General features: G+C 67.2%; 12 protein-coding genes. 6 read left to right on the top strand and 6 right to left on the bottom strand.

What is annotated here, in order from left to right; translation table 11 throughout:
- Nucleotides 1-103: 103 nt before the first annotated feature.
- The 3 genes from ACIPRI_RS20940 to ACIPRI_RS20930 form a co-directional block, all read right to left on the bottom strand.
- Complete coding sequence (locus ACIPRI_RS20940) at nt 104-538, bottom strand: TonB family protein (protein ID WP_446623405.1); 435 nt, start codon at nt 536-538, stop codon at nt 104-106.
- Nucleotides 539-1,086: 548 nt separating this feature from the next.
- Entirely contained in the window at nt 1,087-2,712 is a 1,626-nt protein-coding gene (locus ACIPRI_RS20935; protein WP_446623404.1) for a gamma-glutamyltransferase family protein, read from the bottom strand.
- A gap of 5 nt (nt 2,713-2,717) precedes the next feature.
- Nucleotides 2,718-3,710, bottom strand: a complete 993-nt coding sequence (locus ACIPRI_RS20930) for a tripartite tricarboxylate transporter substrate binding protein (protein ID WP_446623403.1) — start codon at nt 3,708-3,710, stop codon at nt 2,718-2,720.
- Between the two features lie 109 nt (nt 3,711-3,819).
- Between ACIPRI_RS20930 and ACIPRI_RS20925 the strand changes: the two genes are divergently transcribed.
- Complete coding sequence (locus ACIPRI_RS20925) at nt 3,820-4,725, top strand: LysR family transcriptional regulator (RefSeq protein WP_446623402.1); 906 nt, start codon at nt 3,820-3,822, stop codon at nt 4,723-4,725.
- 22 nt (nt 4,726-4,747) lie between these two features.
- On the opposite strand, the gene ACIPRI_RS20920 is transcribed toward ACIPRI_RS20925, so the two are convergent.
- Nucleotides 4,748-5,719, bottom strand: a complete 972-nt coding sequence (locus ACIPRI_RS20920) for a quinone oxidoreductase family protein (protein WP_446623401.1) — start codon at nt 5,717-5,719, stop codon at nt 4,748-4,750.
- A gap of 213 nt (nt 5,720-5,932) precedes the next feature.
- Between ACIPRI_RS20920 and ACIPRI_RS20915 the strand changes: the two genes are divergently transcribed.
- The 3 genes from ACIPRI_RS20915 to ACIPRI_RS20905 are packed head-to-tail and all read left to right on the top strand — an operon-like array spanning nt 5,933 to nt 8,859.
- Complete coding sequence (locus ACIPRI_RS20915; RefSeq protein ID WP_446623535.1) at nt 5,933-6,871, top strand: Bug family tripartite tricarboxylate transporter substrate binding protein; 939 nt, start codon at nt 5,933-5,935, stop codon at nt 6,869-6,871.
- Between the two features lie 42 nt (nt 6,872-6,913).
- On the top strand, nt 6,914-7,756 hold the full coding sequence (locus ACIPRI_RS20910) for a TauD/TfdA dioxygenase family protein (protein WP_446623400.1): 843 nt from the start codon (nt 6,914-6,916) through the stop codon (nt 7,754-7,756).
- 44 nt (nt 7,757-7,800) lie between these two features.
- A complete protein-coding gene (locus ACIPRI_RS20905) occupies nt 7,801-8,859 on the top strand; it encodes a 3-keto-5-aminohexanoate cleavage protein (RefSeq protein ID WP_446623399.1) in 1,059 nt (352 codons plus the stop codon).
- Here the strand turns inward: ACIPRI_RS20905 and ACIPRI_RS20900 are convergent.
- Together ACIPRI_RS20900 and ACIPRI_RS20895 are read right to left on the bottom strand one after the other, a co-directional pair.
- The gene (locus tag ACIPRI_RS20900; RefSeq protein WP_446623398.1) at nt 8,832-9,854 is read right to left on the bottom strand and encodes an AraC family transcriptional regulator; all 1,023 of its coding nucleotides are present in this window, start codon (nt 9,852-9,854) and stop codon (nt 8,832-8,834) included. The two genes, ACIPRI_RS20905 and ACIPRI_RS20900, sit on opposite strands and share 28 nt — an antisense overlap.
- On the bottom strand, nt 9,851-10,756 hold the full coding sequence (locus ACIPRI_RS20895) for a LysR family transcriptional regulator (RefSeq protein WP_446623397.1): 906 nt from the start codon (nt 10,754-10,756) through the stop codon (nt 9,851-9,853). The genes ACIPRI_RS20900 and ACIPRI_RS20895 overlap by 4 nt, the downstream gene beginning before the upstream one ends.
- A gap of 103 nt (nt 10,757-10,859) precedes the next feature.
- On the opposite strand from ACIPRI_RS20895, the gene ACIPRI_RS20890 reads away from it, so the two are divergent.
- The gene (locus ACIPRI_RS20890) at nt 10,860-12,992 is read left to right on the top strand and encodes a 3-hydroxyacyl-CoA dehydrogenase NAD-binding domain-containing protein (RefSeq protein WP_446623396.1); all 2,133 of its coding nucleotides are present in this window, start codon (nt 10,860-10,862) and stop codon (nt 12,990-12,992) included.
- A gap of 73 nt (nt 12,993-13,065) precedes the next feature.
- Complete coding sequence (locus ACIPRI_RS20885) at nt 13,066-14,247, top strand: acetyl-CoA C-acyltransferase (protein ID WP_446623395.1); 1,182 nt, start codon at nt 13,066-13,068, stop codon at nt 14,245-14,247.
- Nucleotides 14,248-14,262 lie beyond the last annotated feature (15 nt).

The raw sequence follows: 14,262 nt of genomic DNA, 5'->3' as shown, positions 1-14,262 counted from the left end.
CTTGCTCAACGCAGACCTTGGACCGGCTAACGTTTGAGTTCACCCGAGTGCGGAAGCGGGCGAAGCCCGCTGTAGCACTTCGGGTGCAACGAAGGGTTAGGCCTCATTCGAGGCGCCATACCAAAGGCAGCGCATAGCGACCAGGCGGGAGCGCGCCGGAGGTCCCGGTGGCGGTGATCTTCAGGCACTTCTTCATGTGGTTCAGAGCGGCTTCATCGAGCAGCGCGAACTGACTGGAACGGAACACCACAGGACGCTCGGCGACACCGGTAGCCGACACCTCGAAGGACACGACCGTTCTTCCTTCTTGCTCATCTCTTAGTGCCGCGGCCGGGTATTGCGGTGGTCGCCTAAAGCAAGCGCCAAGTGCCGAGGATTCGACGACTCTGGCATCTTCGGCGGTTGCCGTGCGAGCCGATGTTGAGGCAGCAGTGTCAGAGGCAGCCGGATTCGGTTGGGATCCCCCGCTCTGTGCGCCGGCGGCAGTAGTCAGGAGAATGGTCAAGCTGATGAATCGACGGCATTGAAGGTAGTGCATTGACTAGGTTCTTCGCGTGAGGCCTAACGTTTGAGTTCACCCGCCTGCGAAAGCGGGCGAAGCCCGCTGTAGCAGGTCGGGGGCAACGAAGGGCTAGGCCGCTCGCTCATATGACGATGATCGGCGCACCTTCGGCCGGTGAGCGGATTTGCATGGACTCATACTGATCACTGCTATCGCAGAGCTGAAGTTGAAGGTTCTCCGAAAAGCCGAGCTCGATGAACCCGCTCGTCGTGAAATTCGCGCGATTGTGCAGTCGTTCCGAAGGTCCGGTCCCGGCCGGTCTAAGTCTTCTGTACTTGGCAGGGAGAAGGACGCGCCCAGGCGAGGCGCTCGTTCTTCCAGATGCCCACAACCCAGAAAAGCACCGATGAGACAAGGCCGACTGCAACAATTCCGGGGCCCACCGCCCCGGAAGGAGCGGGCTTCCCATAGCGCCGATTCCAATGCCTGCCAGAGCGCACGCGACGAGCCCGACTCGGCGCCGCAGCAACCAGGAACGCAAGAAGGTTCCGACTCAGCTGTGAGCCGGGCGCGCCGACTACCTGCTAAAAGCCCGCGGCAAGCCCGTCGCGCCGCGGGTCGCTGGCGACCTGGTAGCCCTCGCTGGCCGGCTCGCCCATGCGGCAGATGAACTGGCCCGCGCCGAAGTCCTGGTAGGGGTCGTCGATGACTTCCACATGGTGGCCCAGGGCCTGCAGGCCGGCGACGGTGGCCGGGCTCATGGAGGACTCGACGTTGATCTCCATCCCTTCGTTGAAGCGCCAGCGCGGTGCATCGCAGGCCGCCTGGGGCGACTGCCCGTAGTCGATCATGCGGACCAGGGTCTGCATGTGGCCCTGCGGCTGCATGTTGCCGCCCATCACGCCGAAGCTCATCACCGGCTGGCCGTCCTGCGTGAGAAAGGCCGGAATGATGGTGTGGAAGGGGCGCTTGCCGGGCCCCACCAGGTTGGCGCGGTTCGGGCCGTCCGGGTCGCCGCTGAAGCCGTGGCCGCGGTTCTGCAGGCTGATGCCAAAGCTCGGCTCCACCACGCCGGAGCCAAAGCCGGCAAAGTTGCTCTGGATGAAGCTGACCATCATGCCGCTCTCGTCTGCCGCGGTCAGGTAGATGGTGCCGCCCTGGACCGGGTTGCCGGCCTTGAAGTCCTGTGCGCGCTTCGGGTCGATGAGGCGGGCGCGCGCGGCCAGGTAGGCATCGTCCAGCATCTGTTCGGCCGTCACTTCCATGCCGGCATCGGCGACGTAACGGTAGACATCGGCGAAGGCGAGCTTCATGGCCTCGATCTGCAGATGCTGGGAGGCCACCGAGTCCACCGGCAGGCTGGCCAGGTCGAAGTTCGACAAGATGCCCAGCGCGATCTGCGCGGCAATGCCCTGGCCGCCGGGCGGAATCTCGTGCAGGGTGAAGCCACGGTAGTCCTTGGCCAGGGGCTTGACCCATTCGGGCCGGTGCGCAGCCATGTCGGCCATGCCCAGGCACCCGCCGTGCTGTTGGACGAAGGCCGTCAGCGCCTGCGCGATCTCGCCTTCATAAAAGGAGCGACCGGCGCTTGCGCCGATGGAGCGCAGTGCCCGCGCTGCCGCCGGGAAGCGGAACAGCTCGCCCACGCGCGGTACACGGCCCGAGGGTAGAAAGCTTTCGCTGAAGCCCGGTTGATCCTGCAGCTCGGGCGCGCCCGCAGCCCATTTCTGCTGCACGACCGGCGGCACGAGGTAGCCGCGCTCCGCGATTTCGGCTGCAGGCTCCATCAGTTCGGCGAAAGGCAGCGAGCCGAAGCGCTCGTGCAGCGCCGCCCAGGCGCTGACGGCGCCCGGCACGGTGATGGAATCGACGCCGCGGCGCGGCAGCTTGGGTTGACGGCCGTAGCGGCGCTCGAAGTATTCCGGCGTCCAGCCCTGCGGCGCACGGCCGGAGGCATTCAGGCCGTGCAGTTCCTTGCCGTCCCAGAGGATGCAGAAGGCGTCCGAGCCGAGGCCGTTGCTCACGGGCTCGACGATGGCCATGGTCGCCGCCGCCGCGATGGCGGCATCCACCGCATTGCCCCCTTTCCACAGCATCCGCAGCCCGGCTTGTGCCCCCAGCGGGTGCGAGGTGGACACCGCATTGCGCGCAAAAACGGGGATGCGGGTGGAGGCGTATGGATTGCCGGGGTTGAAGTTCAAACGGGTCATGGGGGTCAATCGAGGGTGATGTTCATGGCCTTGACGTCTCGGCTCCAGCGGCTGAGTTCGCGGTCGACCTGCGCCGCAAAGCTCTTGGGGTCGCTGGTGACCGGCTCCACGCCCTGGGCGTCGAACTGCGCCTGCACCTCGGGCTTGCTGATGATCTTGTGCACCTCGCGCGCCAGCCGCTCGACGATGGCCGGGTCGGTACCGCCGGTGGTGAAGAGCCCATACCAGGAGCTGAAGACGTAGCCCGGCAAGCCGGCCTCGGCGATGGTGGGAACATCGGGCAGCGACTTCACGCGCTGCTTGCTGGTCACGGCCAGGATGCGGGTCTGGCCCGTCTTGGCCGAGACGATCGCCGGCGGAATGCCGGAGAAGATGGCCTGCACCTGGCCACCGGCCACATCGGTGAGGGCCTGGCTGTTGCCCTTGTAGGGGATATGCACGATGTTGACGCCGGCCTGCTGCGCGAACAGGGCACCTGCCAGATGCAGGGTGGAGCCCGTGCCGGACGACGCGTAGTTGATGATGCCCGGCTCCTTGCGCGCGGCATCGATGAAGTCCTTCACGTTCTTGTAAGGCAGCTTGGCGTTGACCAGCAGCGCGTTGCCGGACTCGGCCACCAGCGAGATCGGCGCCAGGTCCTTGCGCGGGTCGAAAGCGAGGCTCTTGGCCAGCACCGGCGCGATGGTGTTGCCGCCGATGGATCCCAGCAACAGGGTGTGGCCGTTCTTGGGCGCCTTGGCCACGAACTCGCTGGCGATCAGGCCGCCGGCGCCTGCGCGGTTCTCCACCACGACGGACTGCCCCAGGCTTTGCTGCAGCTCCTTGGCGAGGATGCGCGCCAGGATGTCGTTGCCGCCGCCCGGCGCAAAGCCGACGATCATCTTCAGCGGTTGCGAAGGCCAGGCATCGGCGGCGGCTGCAGGGCCCGCCAAGCCCATGGCGCCGACCACCAGGGTGGCGCAGGAGGCAAAGAGTCGATGCGCAAGGTGCTTGGTCAAGGGAATCTCCAGAAACAGAACCGGGTGAACAGCCGTGGATTCTGATGATGGAAAAACTTTTGCGAAAGCGATAATTTCTTCGCCAACTTGAAAGAAAATCTTTCTCATCATGTCCAGCCTGCGCGTGTTGCGCACCTTCCTCGCCGTGGCCGCCGAAGGCTCCTTTACCGCCGCCGCACACCGGGTGGCGCTCACCCAGGCGGCCGTCGGCTTGCAGATGCGCTCGCTGGAAAGCGACCTCAAGCGCAAGCTCTTCGCCCGCCGTGGCAAGCTGGTCACGCTCAACGAACAGGGCCGCGCGCTGGTGCCGGTGGCCACGCAGATCGTGACGCTGTACGAGCAGGCGCAACACGGCACGCAGGCCGACGCGCCGCTGGCCGGCACGGTGCAGTTCGGAGCCGTCGTGTCCGGGCTGGGGCGCTTGGTGCGTGCCACGTTGGAGCTCAAACGCCGCCACCCGGCTGTGGATCTGCACGTGGTCTCGGGCAAGTCCAACCAACTCATCGCCCAGGTGGAAAGCCGTGAGCTCGATGCCGCGGTGGTGGTGCGCAACCCGGCCATCAGCCGCCCTTCGCTGCTCTGGACGCCGCTGTATGCCGAAGCCATGGTGCTGCTGACGCCTGCCGCCTCACGCCCGTCCAGCCCGCGCGCCATGGTGGAGCGCTACCCCTTCATCCGCTTCGACCGCAGCGAGCACACCGGAGAGCTGGTAGAGCGCACGTTGCGGCGGCTGCGCGCCAAGCCTCAGGAGTTTCTGGAACTGAACTCCATCGAAGCCATCGTCGACCTGGTCCGCGACGGCCTGGGCGTGGCCATGCTGCCGCGCCTGGCCGAGCGTGACTGGGCGGCCGACCCGATGCTGCGGCTGCTGCCCATCCCGCAGGCCGCCGAGCACCGTGAAATCGCCCTGGTGCAGCTACTCCACGCGCCACGCGCGGAAATCATCGCTGCCGTGGGACAGCAGTTCCTCGCGACCATGGCGCCGGCCTCGGCCGAAACCGCGCCGAGCGCTTGACCTGCTCTCTGTTCACCGCTTCTCAGGGCACGAGGACGGTGGCGCCGGTGGTCTTGCGCCCTTCCAGTGCGCGGTGCGCCTCGGCCGCGTCGGCCAGCGCGAAGCTCTGCTGCGGCTCGCTGACGATGCGCCCGGCCAGCACGTGATCGAACAGCTCCCGGGCCATCTCCAGCATGTGCGCGCGGGGCTGGATGTAATGCATCATCGTCGGCCGCGTGAGCCAGATGGAGCCCTTGGCGGCCAGCAATCGGGTGTCGATGACCACCGGCCCCGATGAGGTGCCGTTGCTGACCAGCGATCCGCGCGGCTGCAGGCTGTCGAGCGAGGCCTCCAGCGTGTCCTTGCCCACCGAGTCGTACACCACCGGCACGCCCTTGCCATCGGTGAGCTCGCGCACACGCTGGGCGATGTTCTCGCGCGAGGTCACGATGGTGTGGGTGCAGCCGTTGGCCTTGGCGATGGCCGCCTTCTCGTCGGTGCTGACGGTGCCGATCATCGTCACGCCCATGGCCCGCGCCCATTGGCAGGCGATCAGCCCCACGCCGCCGGCGGCCGCGTGGTACAGGATGGTCTCGCCGCCCTTGAGCGGATAGACCTGGCGGAACAGGTACTGCACCGTCATGCCCTTCATCATCAAGGTCGCTGCGCTGCGATCCGAAATGCCGCCCGGCAGCGGAATCAGCACCTCGGCCGGCATTACGCGGGCCTGCGAGTACGCGCCCTGCGGGCCGATCAGGTAGCCGACGCGGTCGCCCACGCGCAGGTCCGTCACGCCCGGCCCCACGGCCTCCACCACGCCCACCGCGTCGGATCCGAGTCCACTGGGCAGCGCCAACGGATAGCGGCCGGTGCGAAAGTAGATGTCGATGAAGTTGACGGCGATGTAGCTGTGGCGCACGCGCGCCTGGCCCGGGCCGGGCTCACCGACTTCGACGTCCTCCAGCTTCAGGACTTGCGCACTGCCGGTCTCGTGGAAGCGGATGGCTTGTGTCATGGCATGCCTCTTCGTGGTTGCATCGACGCGATTCTTGCGGCGGAACATCAGGACGGGAACCGCATTGCCACGTGTGTCACAGATAAGCAAAACGATGTCCCGGATAAGCAAGAAGCCCGCGGACGCGCGCCGGATACTCGTGGCGTGGGCAAGTCGGCCCGACAACAAAACCGGAGACAAGACATGAAGCTGCTGAGCCTGGCACGCGCTTCGATGGCGCTGATGGGGTGGTCGTTGGCATTGAGCGCCTGGGCAGCGGGCGAGCGGCCGCTGAAGATCATCGTTCCGGCGCCCCCGGGCGGCACGATGGACATCGTCGCCCGCGTCGTCGGGCAGCAGATAGCCGTCGACATGGGCCGCCCCGTGGTGGTGGAGAACCGCCCCGGCGCAGGCGGCGCGATCGGCATCCAGGCCATGCTGCAGGCGCCGCACGACGAGAACACCATCGTGCTGGCTGCGAGCAACGTGCTGGCCGAGACGCCGCACGTGGTGAAGATGCCCTTCGACCCGCTCAAGGATGTGATCCCCGTCGCGGCGGTGGCGCGGTCGGGCGTCGTCCTCGTCACCGCGGCGAGCTACCCGGCCAAGGACTTCCAGGGCCTCGTTGCGCAGTTGAAAACGCGCAAGGGCTCCGCCAGCTTCGCCAGCTACAGCCCGGGCACCGTCTCGCACTATGCGGGCCTGATCCTGAGCGATCAGGCCAAGCTGGACCTGCAGCACGTCGGCTATCCCGGCTCGCCGCCCGCCCTGCAGCACCTGCTCGGCGGCCAGGTGGACATCATGTTCGACGGCATGCTGACGGCGGTGCCGCTGATCAAGAGCGGCAAGCTGCGCGCCTATGCCTTCTCGGGGAAAAGCCGGTCGAGGCATCTGCCCGACGTGCCGACCACGACCGAGCTCGGCTACCCGGAGCTTCAGTTCATGGGCTGGGTCGGCTTCATCGGATCCAGCAAGCTGCCGGCCGACGTGCTGGCGAAGTTTCACGCCAGCATCGAAAAGGCGGGCCAGGCGCCGGCGGTGCGCCAGAAGCTGAGCGAGGTGGGCCTGGAGCCCGAGCTGAGCGTCGACACGGCTGCGCTGGTCCGCGAGACAAGGGCGATGTCCGAACGCAACGCCGCCATCGTCAAGAAGTTCAACATTCAGGCGAACTAGGCAGGCCCCAATCGCCGTCACGCAATCCACCGGAGACCAAAGATGAAGATCAGGCCCATCACGCCCGCCATCGGGGCGCAAGTCATGGACGTCCACCTCGGCGAGGCGTCGCGCGACCCGGCGCTCTTTGCAGGCATCAAGTCCGCACTGCTCAAGCACAAGGTGATTTTCTTTCGCGGGCAGGAGATCACGCGCGCCGAGCACGTGGCCTTTGCGCGCTGCTTCGGGGCGCTGGAGGATCACCCGGTGGTCGACAGCGATCCGGCGCATCCGGGCCTTGTCCGCATCTACCGCAGCGACAGCAAGCACAGCTACGAGAACACCTTTCACAGCGACGGCCTGTGGCGCCAGAACCCTGCAATGGGCGCCGTGCTGCGCTGCATCGAGTGCCCGGAGATCGGTGGCGACACGATCTGGGTGAACATGGTGCTGGCGCACGACGAACTGCCCGATGAGATCAAGCAGAAGTTAAAGAACCTGCGTGCCAAGGCCAGCATCGAACACTCGTTCGGCGCCGTCATGACGCCGCAAGCCCGCGCGAAGCTGGGCCAGGACCACCCACCGGTGGAGCACCCCGTGGTGCGAACGCATCCGGAGACCGGCGAAAAGGTGCTGTATGTCGGCGCGTTCACGACGCACCTGGTCAACTACAACACCCCCGAGAACGTGCGCCACGGCATCGACAAGACGCCGGGTGCCTCGCTGCTGCTGAACTACCTGATCAGCCGGGCCACCATTCCCGAATATCAGGTGCGCTGGTCCTGGCAGCCTGGCGACGTGGTCGTGTGGGACAACCGCAGCACCCAGCACTACGCGGTGAACGACTACTGGCCAGCGCCGCGCAAGATGGAACGGGCCGGCATCGTCGGCGACGTTCCGTACTGATCGCCTCGACACATCCCTGCATTGAAACCTGGAGACGCGACGCCATGAACTTCCTCGACGGCCACCTGTTCCCCGAGAACCAGCAGCCCCTGATCATCACGGCTGCCCCCTACGCGCCGGGCTGGCTTCCCTCGGACTTTCCGGAAGAGATCCCGGTCACGATGGAGGCGCAGATCCAGAAGGCGGTGGACTGCTACAACGCCGGCGCCACCGTGCTGCACCTGCACGTGCGCGAACTCGACGGCAAGGGCAGCAAGCGCCTGTCCAAGTTCAACGAGCTGATCGCCGGCGTGCGCAGGGCCGTACCCGAGATGATCATCCAGGTGGGCGGCTCGATCAGCTTCGCGCCGGAGAACGAAGGCGCCGCTGCCAAGTGGCTGAGTGACGACACCCGCCACATGCTGGCCGAGCTCGAGCCCAAGCCCGACCAGGTCACGGTGACCGTCAATACCTCGCAGATGAACGTGACCGAGCATGCGGAACTGGCCGACTTCAAGGGCACCTCGCGCGAGATCCCCGCCATCTTCGAGGCCTACAAGGAGATGACCGTGCCGGCCCAGCCCGGCTGGGTCGAGGAGCACATCCGCCGCCTGACGGCCGCCGGCATCCAGAGCGCTTTCCAGGGCTACAACATCAACAGCTTCGAGTCGGTCGAGCGCCTGATGCGCCGCGGCGTCTACAAGGGCCCGCTGGTGATGAACTGGGTGGCCATCAGCGGCGGCATGGACGCGCCCAACATCTACAACCTGGCCAACTTCGTGCGCGCGGTTCCCGATGGTGCGGTGCTCACGGTGGAAAGCTCGGTGCGCAACGTGCTGCCGGTCAACATGATGGGCATCGCCATGGGCCTGCACGTGCGCTGCGGCACCGAAGACGTTCTCTGGAACCAGACGCGCAGCGCGAAGATCGGCACCGTGGCGCAGATCGAGCAGCTGGTGCGCATCTCGCGCGAGTTCGGCCGCGAGGTGGCCACAGCCAGCCAAGCGCGCGAGATCAGCAAGATCGGCGTGTTCTACGACACGGTAGAAGAGTCGCTGCTGGCCAATGGCTTCGCGCCGAATCGCAACGGGGGCAATCAGGGCTTCTTGCGCAAGGCGGCCTGACTGCGCCACTGCGAGGCGCTGCAGCCGAAGTTGACGCGAAACCAGTGGCTGAAGCTGCTGGGCCCCGAGAAGCCCAGCAACTCCGCCACCTCGCCGAGCGGCAAATCACTGTCGCGCAGGTGGCGCGTGGCCAGTTCGGTCCGCACCTCATCGAGCAAAGTGCTGAAGCTGAGTCCCTCCGCATCGAGGCGGCGATGCAGCGTTCGCCGATCGACGCGCAAGTGCCGTGCAAGCTCCTGTGCCGTGCAGATGCCGCCCGGCAGCAAGGCCAGCATCAGCTCGCGACAGGTTCCACGTGCGCTTTCATGGCGATTGCGCAGTGCCGCTTCCAGGTATTCGCGCGCAAAGTGCGCGACGCCCTGGTCCTCGAAGTTGCGCGGCTTTGCCAAGTCCTCCGCCACGCAGACCAGGCCGTTGAACTCCTGGTTGAACTTCACGATGCGGCCGAAGAAGGCCTGGTGCGCGGAAACGTCCGCCGGCGGGCGGTGCGTGAAGCAGACCTGAAGCGGCCGCCATTGCGGCCCGATCAACTCGCCCAGGATGCGGAACATGATGCCGATGGCAAGCTCCATCGACTGGCGCATCGGCAAGCCGGGGCTGGGCAGCAAGTCCTCGCGGATGATGACGACCTTGCCCGTGTCCTCGATGCGGGTGATCAGCGAGGCGTTCACCAGCTTCAGGTATCGGCACAGCGTGTCGAGCGCGGCCCGCGGCGTGGGCTCCTCCTTCAGCACCAGGCTGATCGGCCCCAGGTTGGAGAGCTTGCGCTGGGCTGCCAGGCGCAGCGCCAGGTCTTCCGCATGCGTGGCGCGCGCGGTGATTTCGAGCAGCTCGCGCACGGCGTCGCCGGGAATCAGCGTCTCGGGGTCATCCAGCAGCTTGGCCGACAGCCCCACGGCGCGCATGAAGGTCGCCGGGTCCCGGCCCAGCGACTTCACCAGGTCCACATAACCGCTCAGGCTGGCGCTTCGAATCAGCCGGCCCAGATGCTTCATGTGGCGACGTCCCGCGATTGCGTGGCCTTGGCAAGCATGAACTCGATGAAGGTCGCGGCGGCACGGGTGCGGTGGCGGCCGGGCATGTAGAGCATGTACATGTGCGTGCCGAAGATCGACAGGCGCCACTCGGTCAGCGCGGCCACCACTTCTCCATTGCGCAGCTCTTCCTCGAACACGTAGTCCGGCACGATGCCCACGCCCAGGCTGGCGAGGATCGCCTTGCGCAGGAACAGGAAGTTCTCGGAGATGAGGGTCGGCTCCAGCAGCACCTCGTGCCGCTCCTGGCCCAGGTAGGCCGACACGCGCAGTTGCCGCCCGTGCACGGCCGAGGTGATCAGCGGCACGTTGCGCAGATCGTCCAGCTGCGCCGGCAGGCCATGTTCGCGCACCCAGGCGCTGCTGGCGCATGCCACGTAGCCCACCGGGCCCATGTCGCGCGCCACCAGGTTCTGCGGCGGCTCGGACATCACGCGGATGGCGATGTCGACCTCTTCGCGCATCAGGTCTTCGACCCGGTTCTCGAACATCACGTCCAGCACGATGCCGGGGTAGGCGCGCTTGAAGTCCACCAGCCAATCGGACATGACGAGCTGACCGTAGCCGCTGGGCACCGACAGCCGCACGCGCCCCTGCAGGCTCTGGCCCAGCGATGCCACCGATTCGCTCGCGGCCTGCAGTTCATCGCGGATGGCGCAGCCGTGCGTGTACAGGCGCAGTCCGATCTCGGTGGGCTCGATGCGGCGGGTGGTGCGGCGCAGCAGTTGCTGGCCCAGGCCGCGCTCGAACTGGCCGAGCCGGTGGCTCACATTGGCGCGGCTCATGCGGAGGCGCCGCGCGGCCTCGCTGAGATTGCCGGCTTCGACGATCTCGACGAACAGGGAAAGGGCGTTCTGGTCCATGGGATCGGGGCCTACTGTCAATCAGAAATTGACAGTGTGTCAATCTCCATGGCAATTGTAGATATCGGATTGGCATATCAAAATTTGCGACGGAGACACCCGCATGACCACCCTTCCCGCACCTGCCCCCGTCGTCCGCAGCGCCCGCCATGGCGATGTGCTGTGCATCACCATCGACAACCCGCCCGTCAATGCCATCTCGTCGGCCGTGCGCCGTGGCCTGAAAGAGGCCGTCGAGGCGGCCGACGCCGACGCCGGCGTGAAGGCGATCCTGATCGTGGGCGAAGGCGCCAACTTCGTAGCCGGCGCCGACATCCGCGAGTTCGGCCAGGCACCGCAACCGCCCTCGCTGCCCGAGGTGTGCAACCGCATCGAAGCATGCGGCAAGCCGGTGGTCGCCGCCATTCGCGGCGCCGCACTGGGGGGCGGGCTGGAGATTGCGCTGGCCGCGCACTACCGCATCGCCCTGCAGGACGCCAAGCTGGGCCTGCCCGAGGTGCAGCTGGGCCTGATGCCCGGCGCCGGCGCCGGCGGCACGGTGCGTGCGCCGCGCCTGGTGGGCGCGCAGGCCGCGCTGGATTTGATGCTGAGCGGCCGCCACGTCAAGGCCAAGGAAGCGCTGTCGCTCGGCCTGGTGGACGAATTAGCCGCGGGCGAAGACGCACAGGCCGCGGGCCTGGCCCACGCCACCCAACTGCTGGCGCAAGGCGCCGGTGTTCGCCGCACCCGCGACGCGCAGGGCCTGGCCGACCGCGCCACCGCGCAGGCCGCCATCGACGCCGCCAAGGCAGACACGGCCAAGAAGTCGCGCGGCCTGTTCTCGCCCATGAAGATCGTGCAAGCCGTGCAGACCGCGCTCGACCAACCCTTCGACGAGGCCGTGAAGCTGGAGCGCGAGGCCTTCCTCGCCTGCATCGACAGCCCGCAGCGCGCCGGCCTCATCCACGCCTTCTTTGCCGAGCGCGAAGTGGCCAAGGTGCCCGAGGCCAGGGCCGCGCAGCCGCGCAAGCTGGAGCGCATCGGCATCGTCGGCGGCGGCACCATGGGGGCGGGCATCGCGGTGTCCGCGCTCGATGCCGGCTTGCCGGTGGTGATGGTCGAGCGCGATCAGCTTTCCATCGATCGTGGCCGCGCCAACGTCGAGAAGGTCTACGACGGCCTGATTGCCAAGGGCCGCATGACACAAGAGGCCAAGGCCGCCGTCATGGCGCGCTACACCGGCAGCACCACCTACGACGCCTTCGCCGAGGTCGACCTGGTCATCGAAGCGGTGTTCGAGGACCTCGAGGTCAAGAAGGCCGTGTTCAAGGAGCTGGACCGCGTCTGCAAGGCCGGCGCCGTGCTGGCCACCAACACCTCTTACCTGGACATCGACGCCATCGCCGCCAGCACTGCGCGTGCAGGGGACGTGGTCGGCCTGCACTTCTTCAGCCCGGCCAACATCATGAAGCTCTTGGAGATCGTGGTGCCCGCCAAGGTGAGCGCGGACGTGGTGGCCACCGCCTTCGCGCTGGCCAAGCGCATGAAGAAGGTGCCGGTGCGCGCCGGCGTGTGCGACGGCTTCATCGGAAACCGCATCCTGGCGGTGTACAAGCAGGCGGCCGACTACATCATGGAAGACGGCGCCAGCCCCTACGAGATCGACGAGGCGGTGCGCGGCTTCGGCTACCCAATGGGCCCCTTCCAGGTGACCGACCTGGCCGGCGGCGACATCGGCTGGGCCACGCGCAAGCGCCGCGCGGCCACGCGCGACCCCAAGGCGCGCTACGTCGAGGTGGCCGACCGCGTCTGCGAGCGCGGCTGGTTCGGCCAGAAGACGGGCCGCGGCTTCTACCTCTATCCGCAGGGCGCCCGCGTCGGCCAGCCCGACCCCGAGGTGCTGGCCATCGTCGATGCCGAGCGGCAGAAGAAAGGCATCGCGCCGCGCAAGTTCACGGCCGAAGAAATCATGCGCCGCTACATGGCCGCGATGGTCAACGAGGGCGCCAAGGTGGTGGCCGAGGGCATCGCGCTGCGCCCGCTGGACGTGGACGTGACCTTCCTCTACGGCTACGGCTTCCCGCGCCATCGCGGCGGCCCGATGAAGTACGCCGACATGGTGGGCCTGCCCAGGATCCTGGAAGACATCCGCGCCTTCGCCAAGGAAGACCCGCTGTTCTGGAAGCCCGCGCCGCTGCTCGAAAAGCTGGTGGCCGGGGGCAAGGACTTCTCCAGCCTGAACCAGCCCCAGCGCTGAATTTCGATTCCCCCGCGCCGTTTCCCCCAAGAGGGGGCGGCGGCGCTCATCCTCAACCTTCAAGGACAAGCTCATGCGCCAGGCCGTCATCGTCTCTACCGCCCGCACGCCGCTCACCAAGTCGCACCGCGGCGAGCTCAACATCACGCCCGGCCCGACGCTGGCCAGCTTCGCGGTGCGCGCCGCCGTCGAGCGCGCGGGCGTCGATCCGGCGCTGATCGAGGACGCCGTCCTCGGCTGCGGCTATCCCGAGGGGATCACCGGCCGCAACGTCGCGCGGCAGGCCATCATCCGGTCCGAACTGCCGCTGACCATTGCCGGCACCACCGTGAACCGCTTCTGCGCCTCGGGCCTGCAGGCCATCGCCATCGCCGCCGGGCGCATCGTGGTGGACGGCGCGCCGGCCATGATCGCGGGCGGAGTGGAAAGCATCTCCGGCATCCGCACCCGCGACGACGGCAACTCGGGCCTGGACCCGTGGATCATCGAACACAAGCCGCAGCTGTACATGGAGATGATCGACACCGCCGACATCGTGGCGCAGCGCTACGGCATCAGCCGCGAGGCGCAGGACCGCTTCTCCGTGGAAAGCCAGCGCAAGACGGCGCAAGCGCAGGAGGCCGGCCGCTATCGCGAAGAGATCGTGCCCGTCACCACCACCATGGCGATGACCAACAAGGACACCGGCGAAGTCAGCAAGAAGCAGGTGACCGTCGACCACGACACCTGCAACCGCGCCGGCACCACCTACGAATCGCTGGCCAAGCTGGCGCCGGTGAAGGGCGCCGACAAGTTCATCACCGCGGGCAACGCCTCGCAGCTGTCCGACGGCGCCAGCGCCTGCGTGCTGATGGAAGCCAAGGAGGCCGAGCGCCTGGGCCTGCAGGCGTTGGGCGCCTTCCGCGGCATGGCGGTGGCGGGCTGCGAGCCCGACGAAATGGGCATCGGCCCGGTGTTCGCCGTGCCCAAGCTGCTGCAGCGCTTTGGCCTCACGGTCGACGACATCGACCTGTGGGAACTCAACGAAGCCTTCGCCTCGCAGTCCATCTACTGCCAGCAGACGCTGGGCATTCCGGCCGAGCGCCTGAACGTGGACGGCGGCGCCATCTCCATCGGCCACCCTTTCGGCATGACCGGTGCGCGGCTGGCCGGCCACATCCTGCTCGAGGGGCGCCGCCGCAAGGCCAAGTGGGGCGTGGTGACGATGTGCATCGCCGGCGGCATGGGCGCGGCGGGCCTGTTCGAAATCTTCTGACGTCAAGAGGCGCTG

The sequence above is a fragment of the Variovorax sp. LARHSF232 genome (genome assembly GCF_052871435.1).
The sequence above is the reverse complement of the archived record's forward strand: the minus strand, read 5'-3'. Positions and strand labels throughout refer to the sequence as shown.

Excerpts from the sequence above, each read along its gene's own strand:
- ACIPRI_RS20940 (WP_446623405.1), bottom strand. The coding sequence starts at position 538 with ATGCACTACCTTCAATGCCGTCGATTCATCAGCTTGACCATTCTCCTG.
- ACIPRI_RS20935 (WP_446623404.1), bottom strand. The coding sequence starts at position 2,712 with ATGACCCGTTTGAACTTCAACCCCGGCAATCCATACGCCTCCACCCGC.
- ACIPRI_RS20925 (WP_446623402.1), top strand. The coding sequence starts at position 3,820 with ATGTCCAGCCTGCGCGTGTTGCGCACCTTCCTCGCCGTGGCCGCCGAA.
- ACIPRI_RS20920 (WP_446623401.1), bottom strand. The coding sequence starts at position 5,719 with ATGACACAAGCCATCCGCTTCCACGAGACCGGCAGTGCGCAAGTCCTG.
- ACIPRI_RS20915 (WP_446623535.1), top strand. The coding sequence starts at position 5,933 with ATGGCGCTGATGGGGTGGTCGTTGGCATTGAGCGCCTGGGCAGCGGGC.
- ACIPRI_RS20910 (WP_446623400.1), top strand. The coding sequence starts at position 6,914 with ATGAAGATCAGGCCCATCACGCCCGCCATCGGGGCGCAAGTCATGGAC.
- ACIPRI_RS20905 (WP_446623399.1), top strand. The coding sequence starts at position 7,801 with ATGAACTTCCTCGACGGCCACCTGTTCCCCGAGAACCAGCAGCCCCTG.
- ACIPRI_RS20900 (WP_446623398.1), bottom strand. The coding sequence starts at position 9,854 with ATGAAGCATCTGGGCCGGCTGATTCGAAGCGCCAGCCTGAGCGGTTAT.
- ACIPRI_RS20895 (WP_446623397.1), bottom strand. The coding sequence starts at position 10,756 with ATGGACCAGAACGCCCTTTCCCTGTTCGTCGAGATCGTCGAAGCCGGC.
- ACIPRI_RS20890 (WP_446623396.1), top strand. The coding sequence starts at position 10,860 with ATGACCACCCTTCCCGCACCTGCCCCCGTCGTCCGCAGCGCCCGCCAT.
- ACIPRI_RS20885 (WP_446623395.1), top strand. The coding sequence starts at position 13,066 with ATGCGCCAGGCCGTCATCGTCTCTACCGCCCGCACGCCGCTCACCAAG.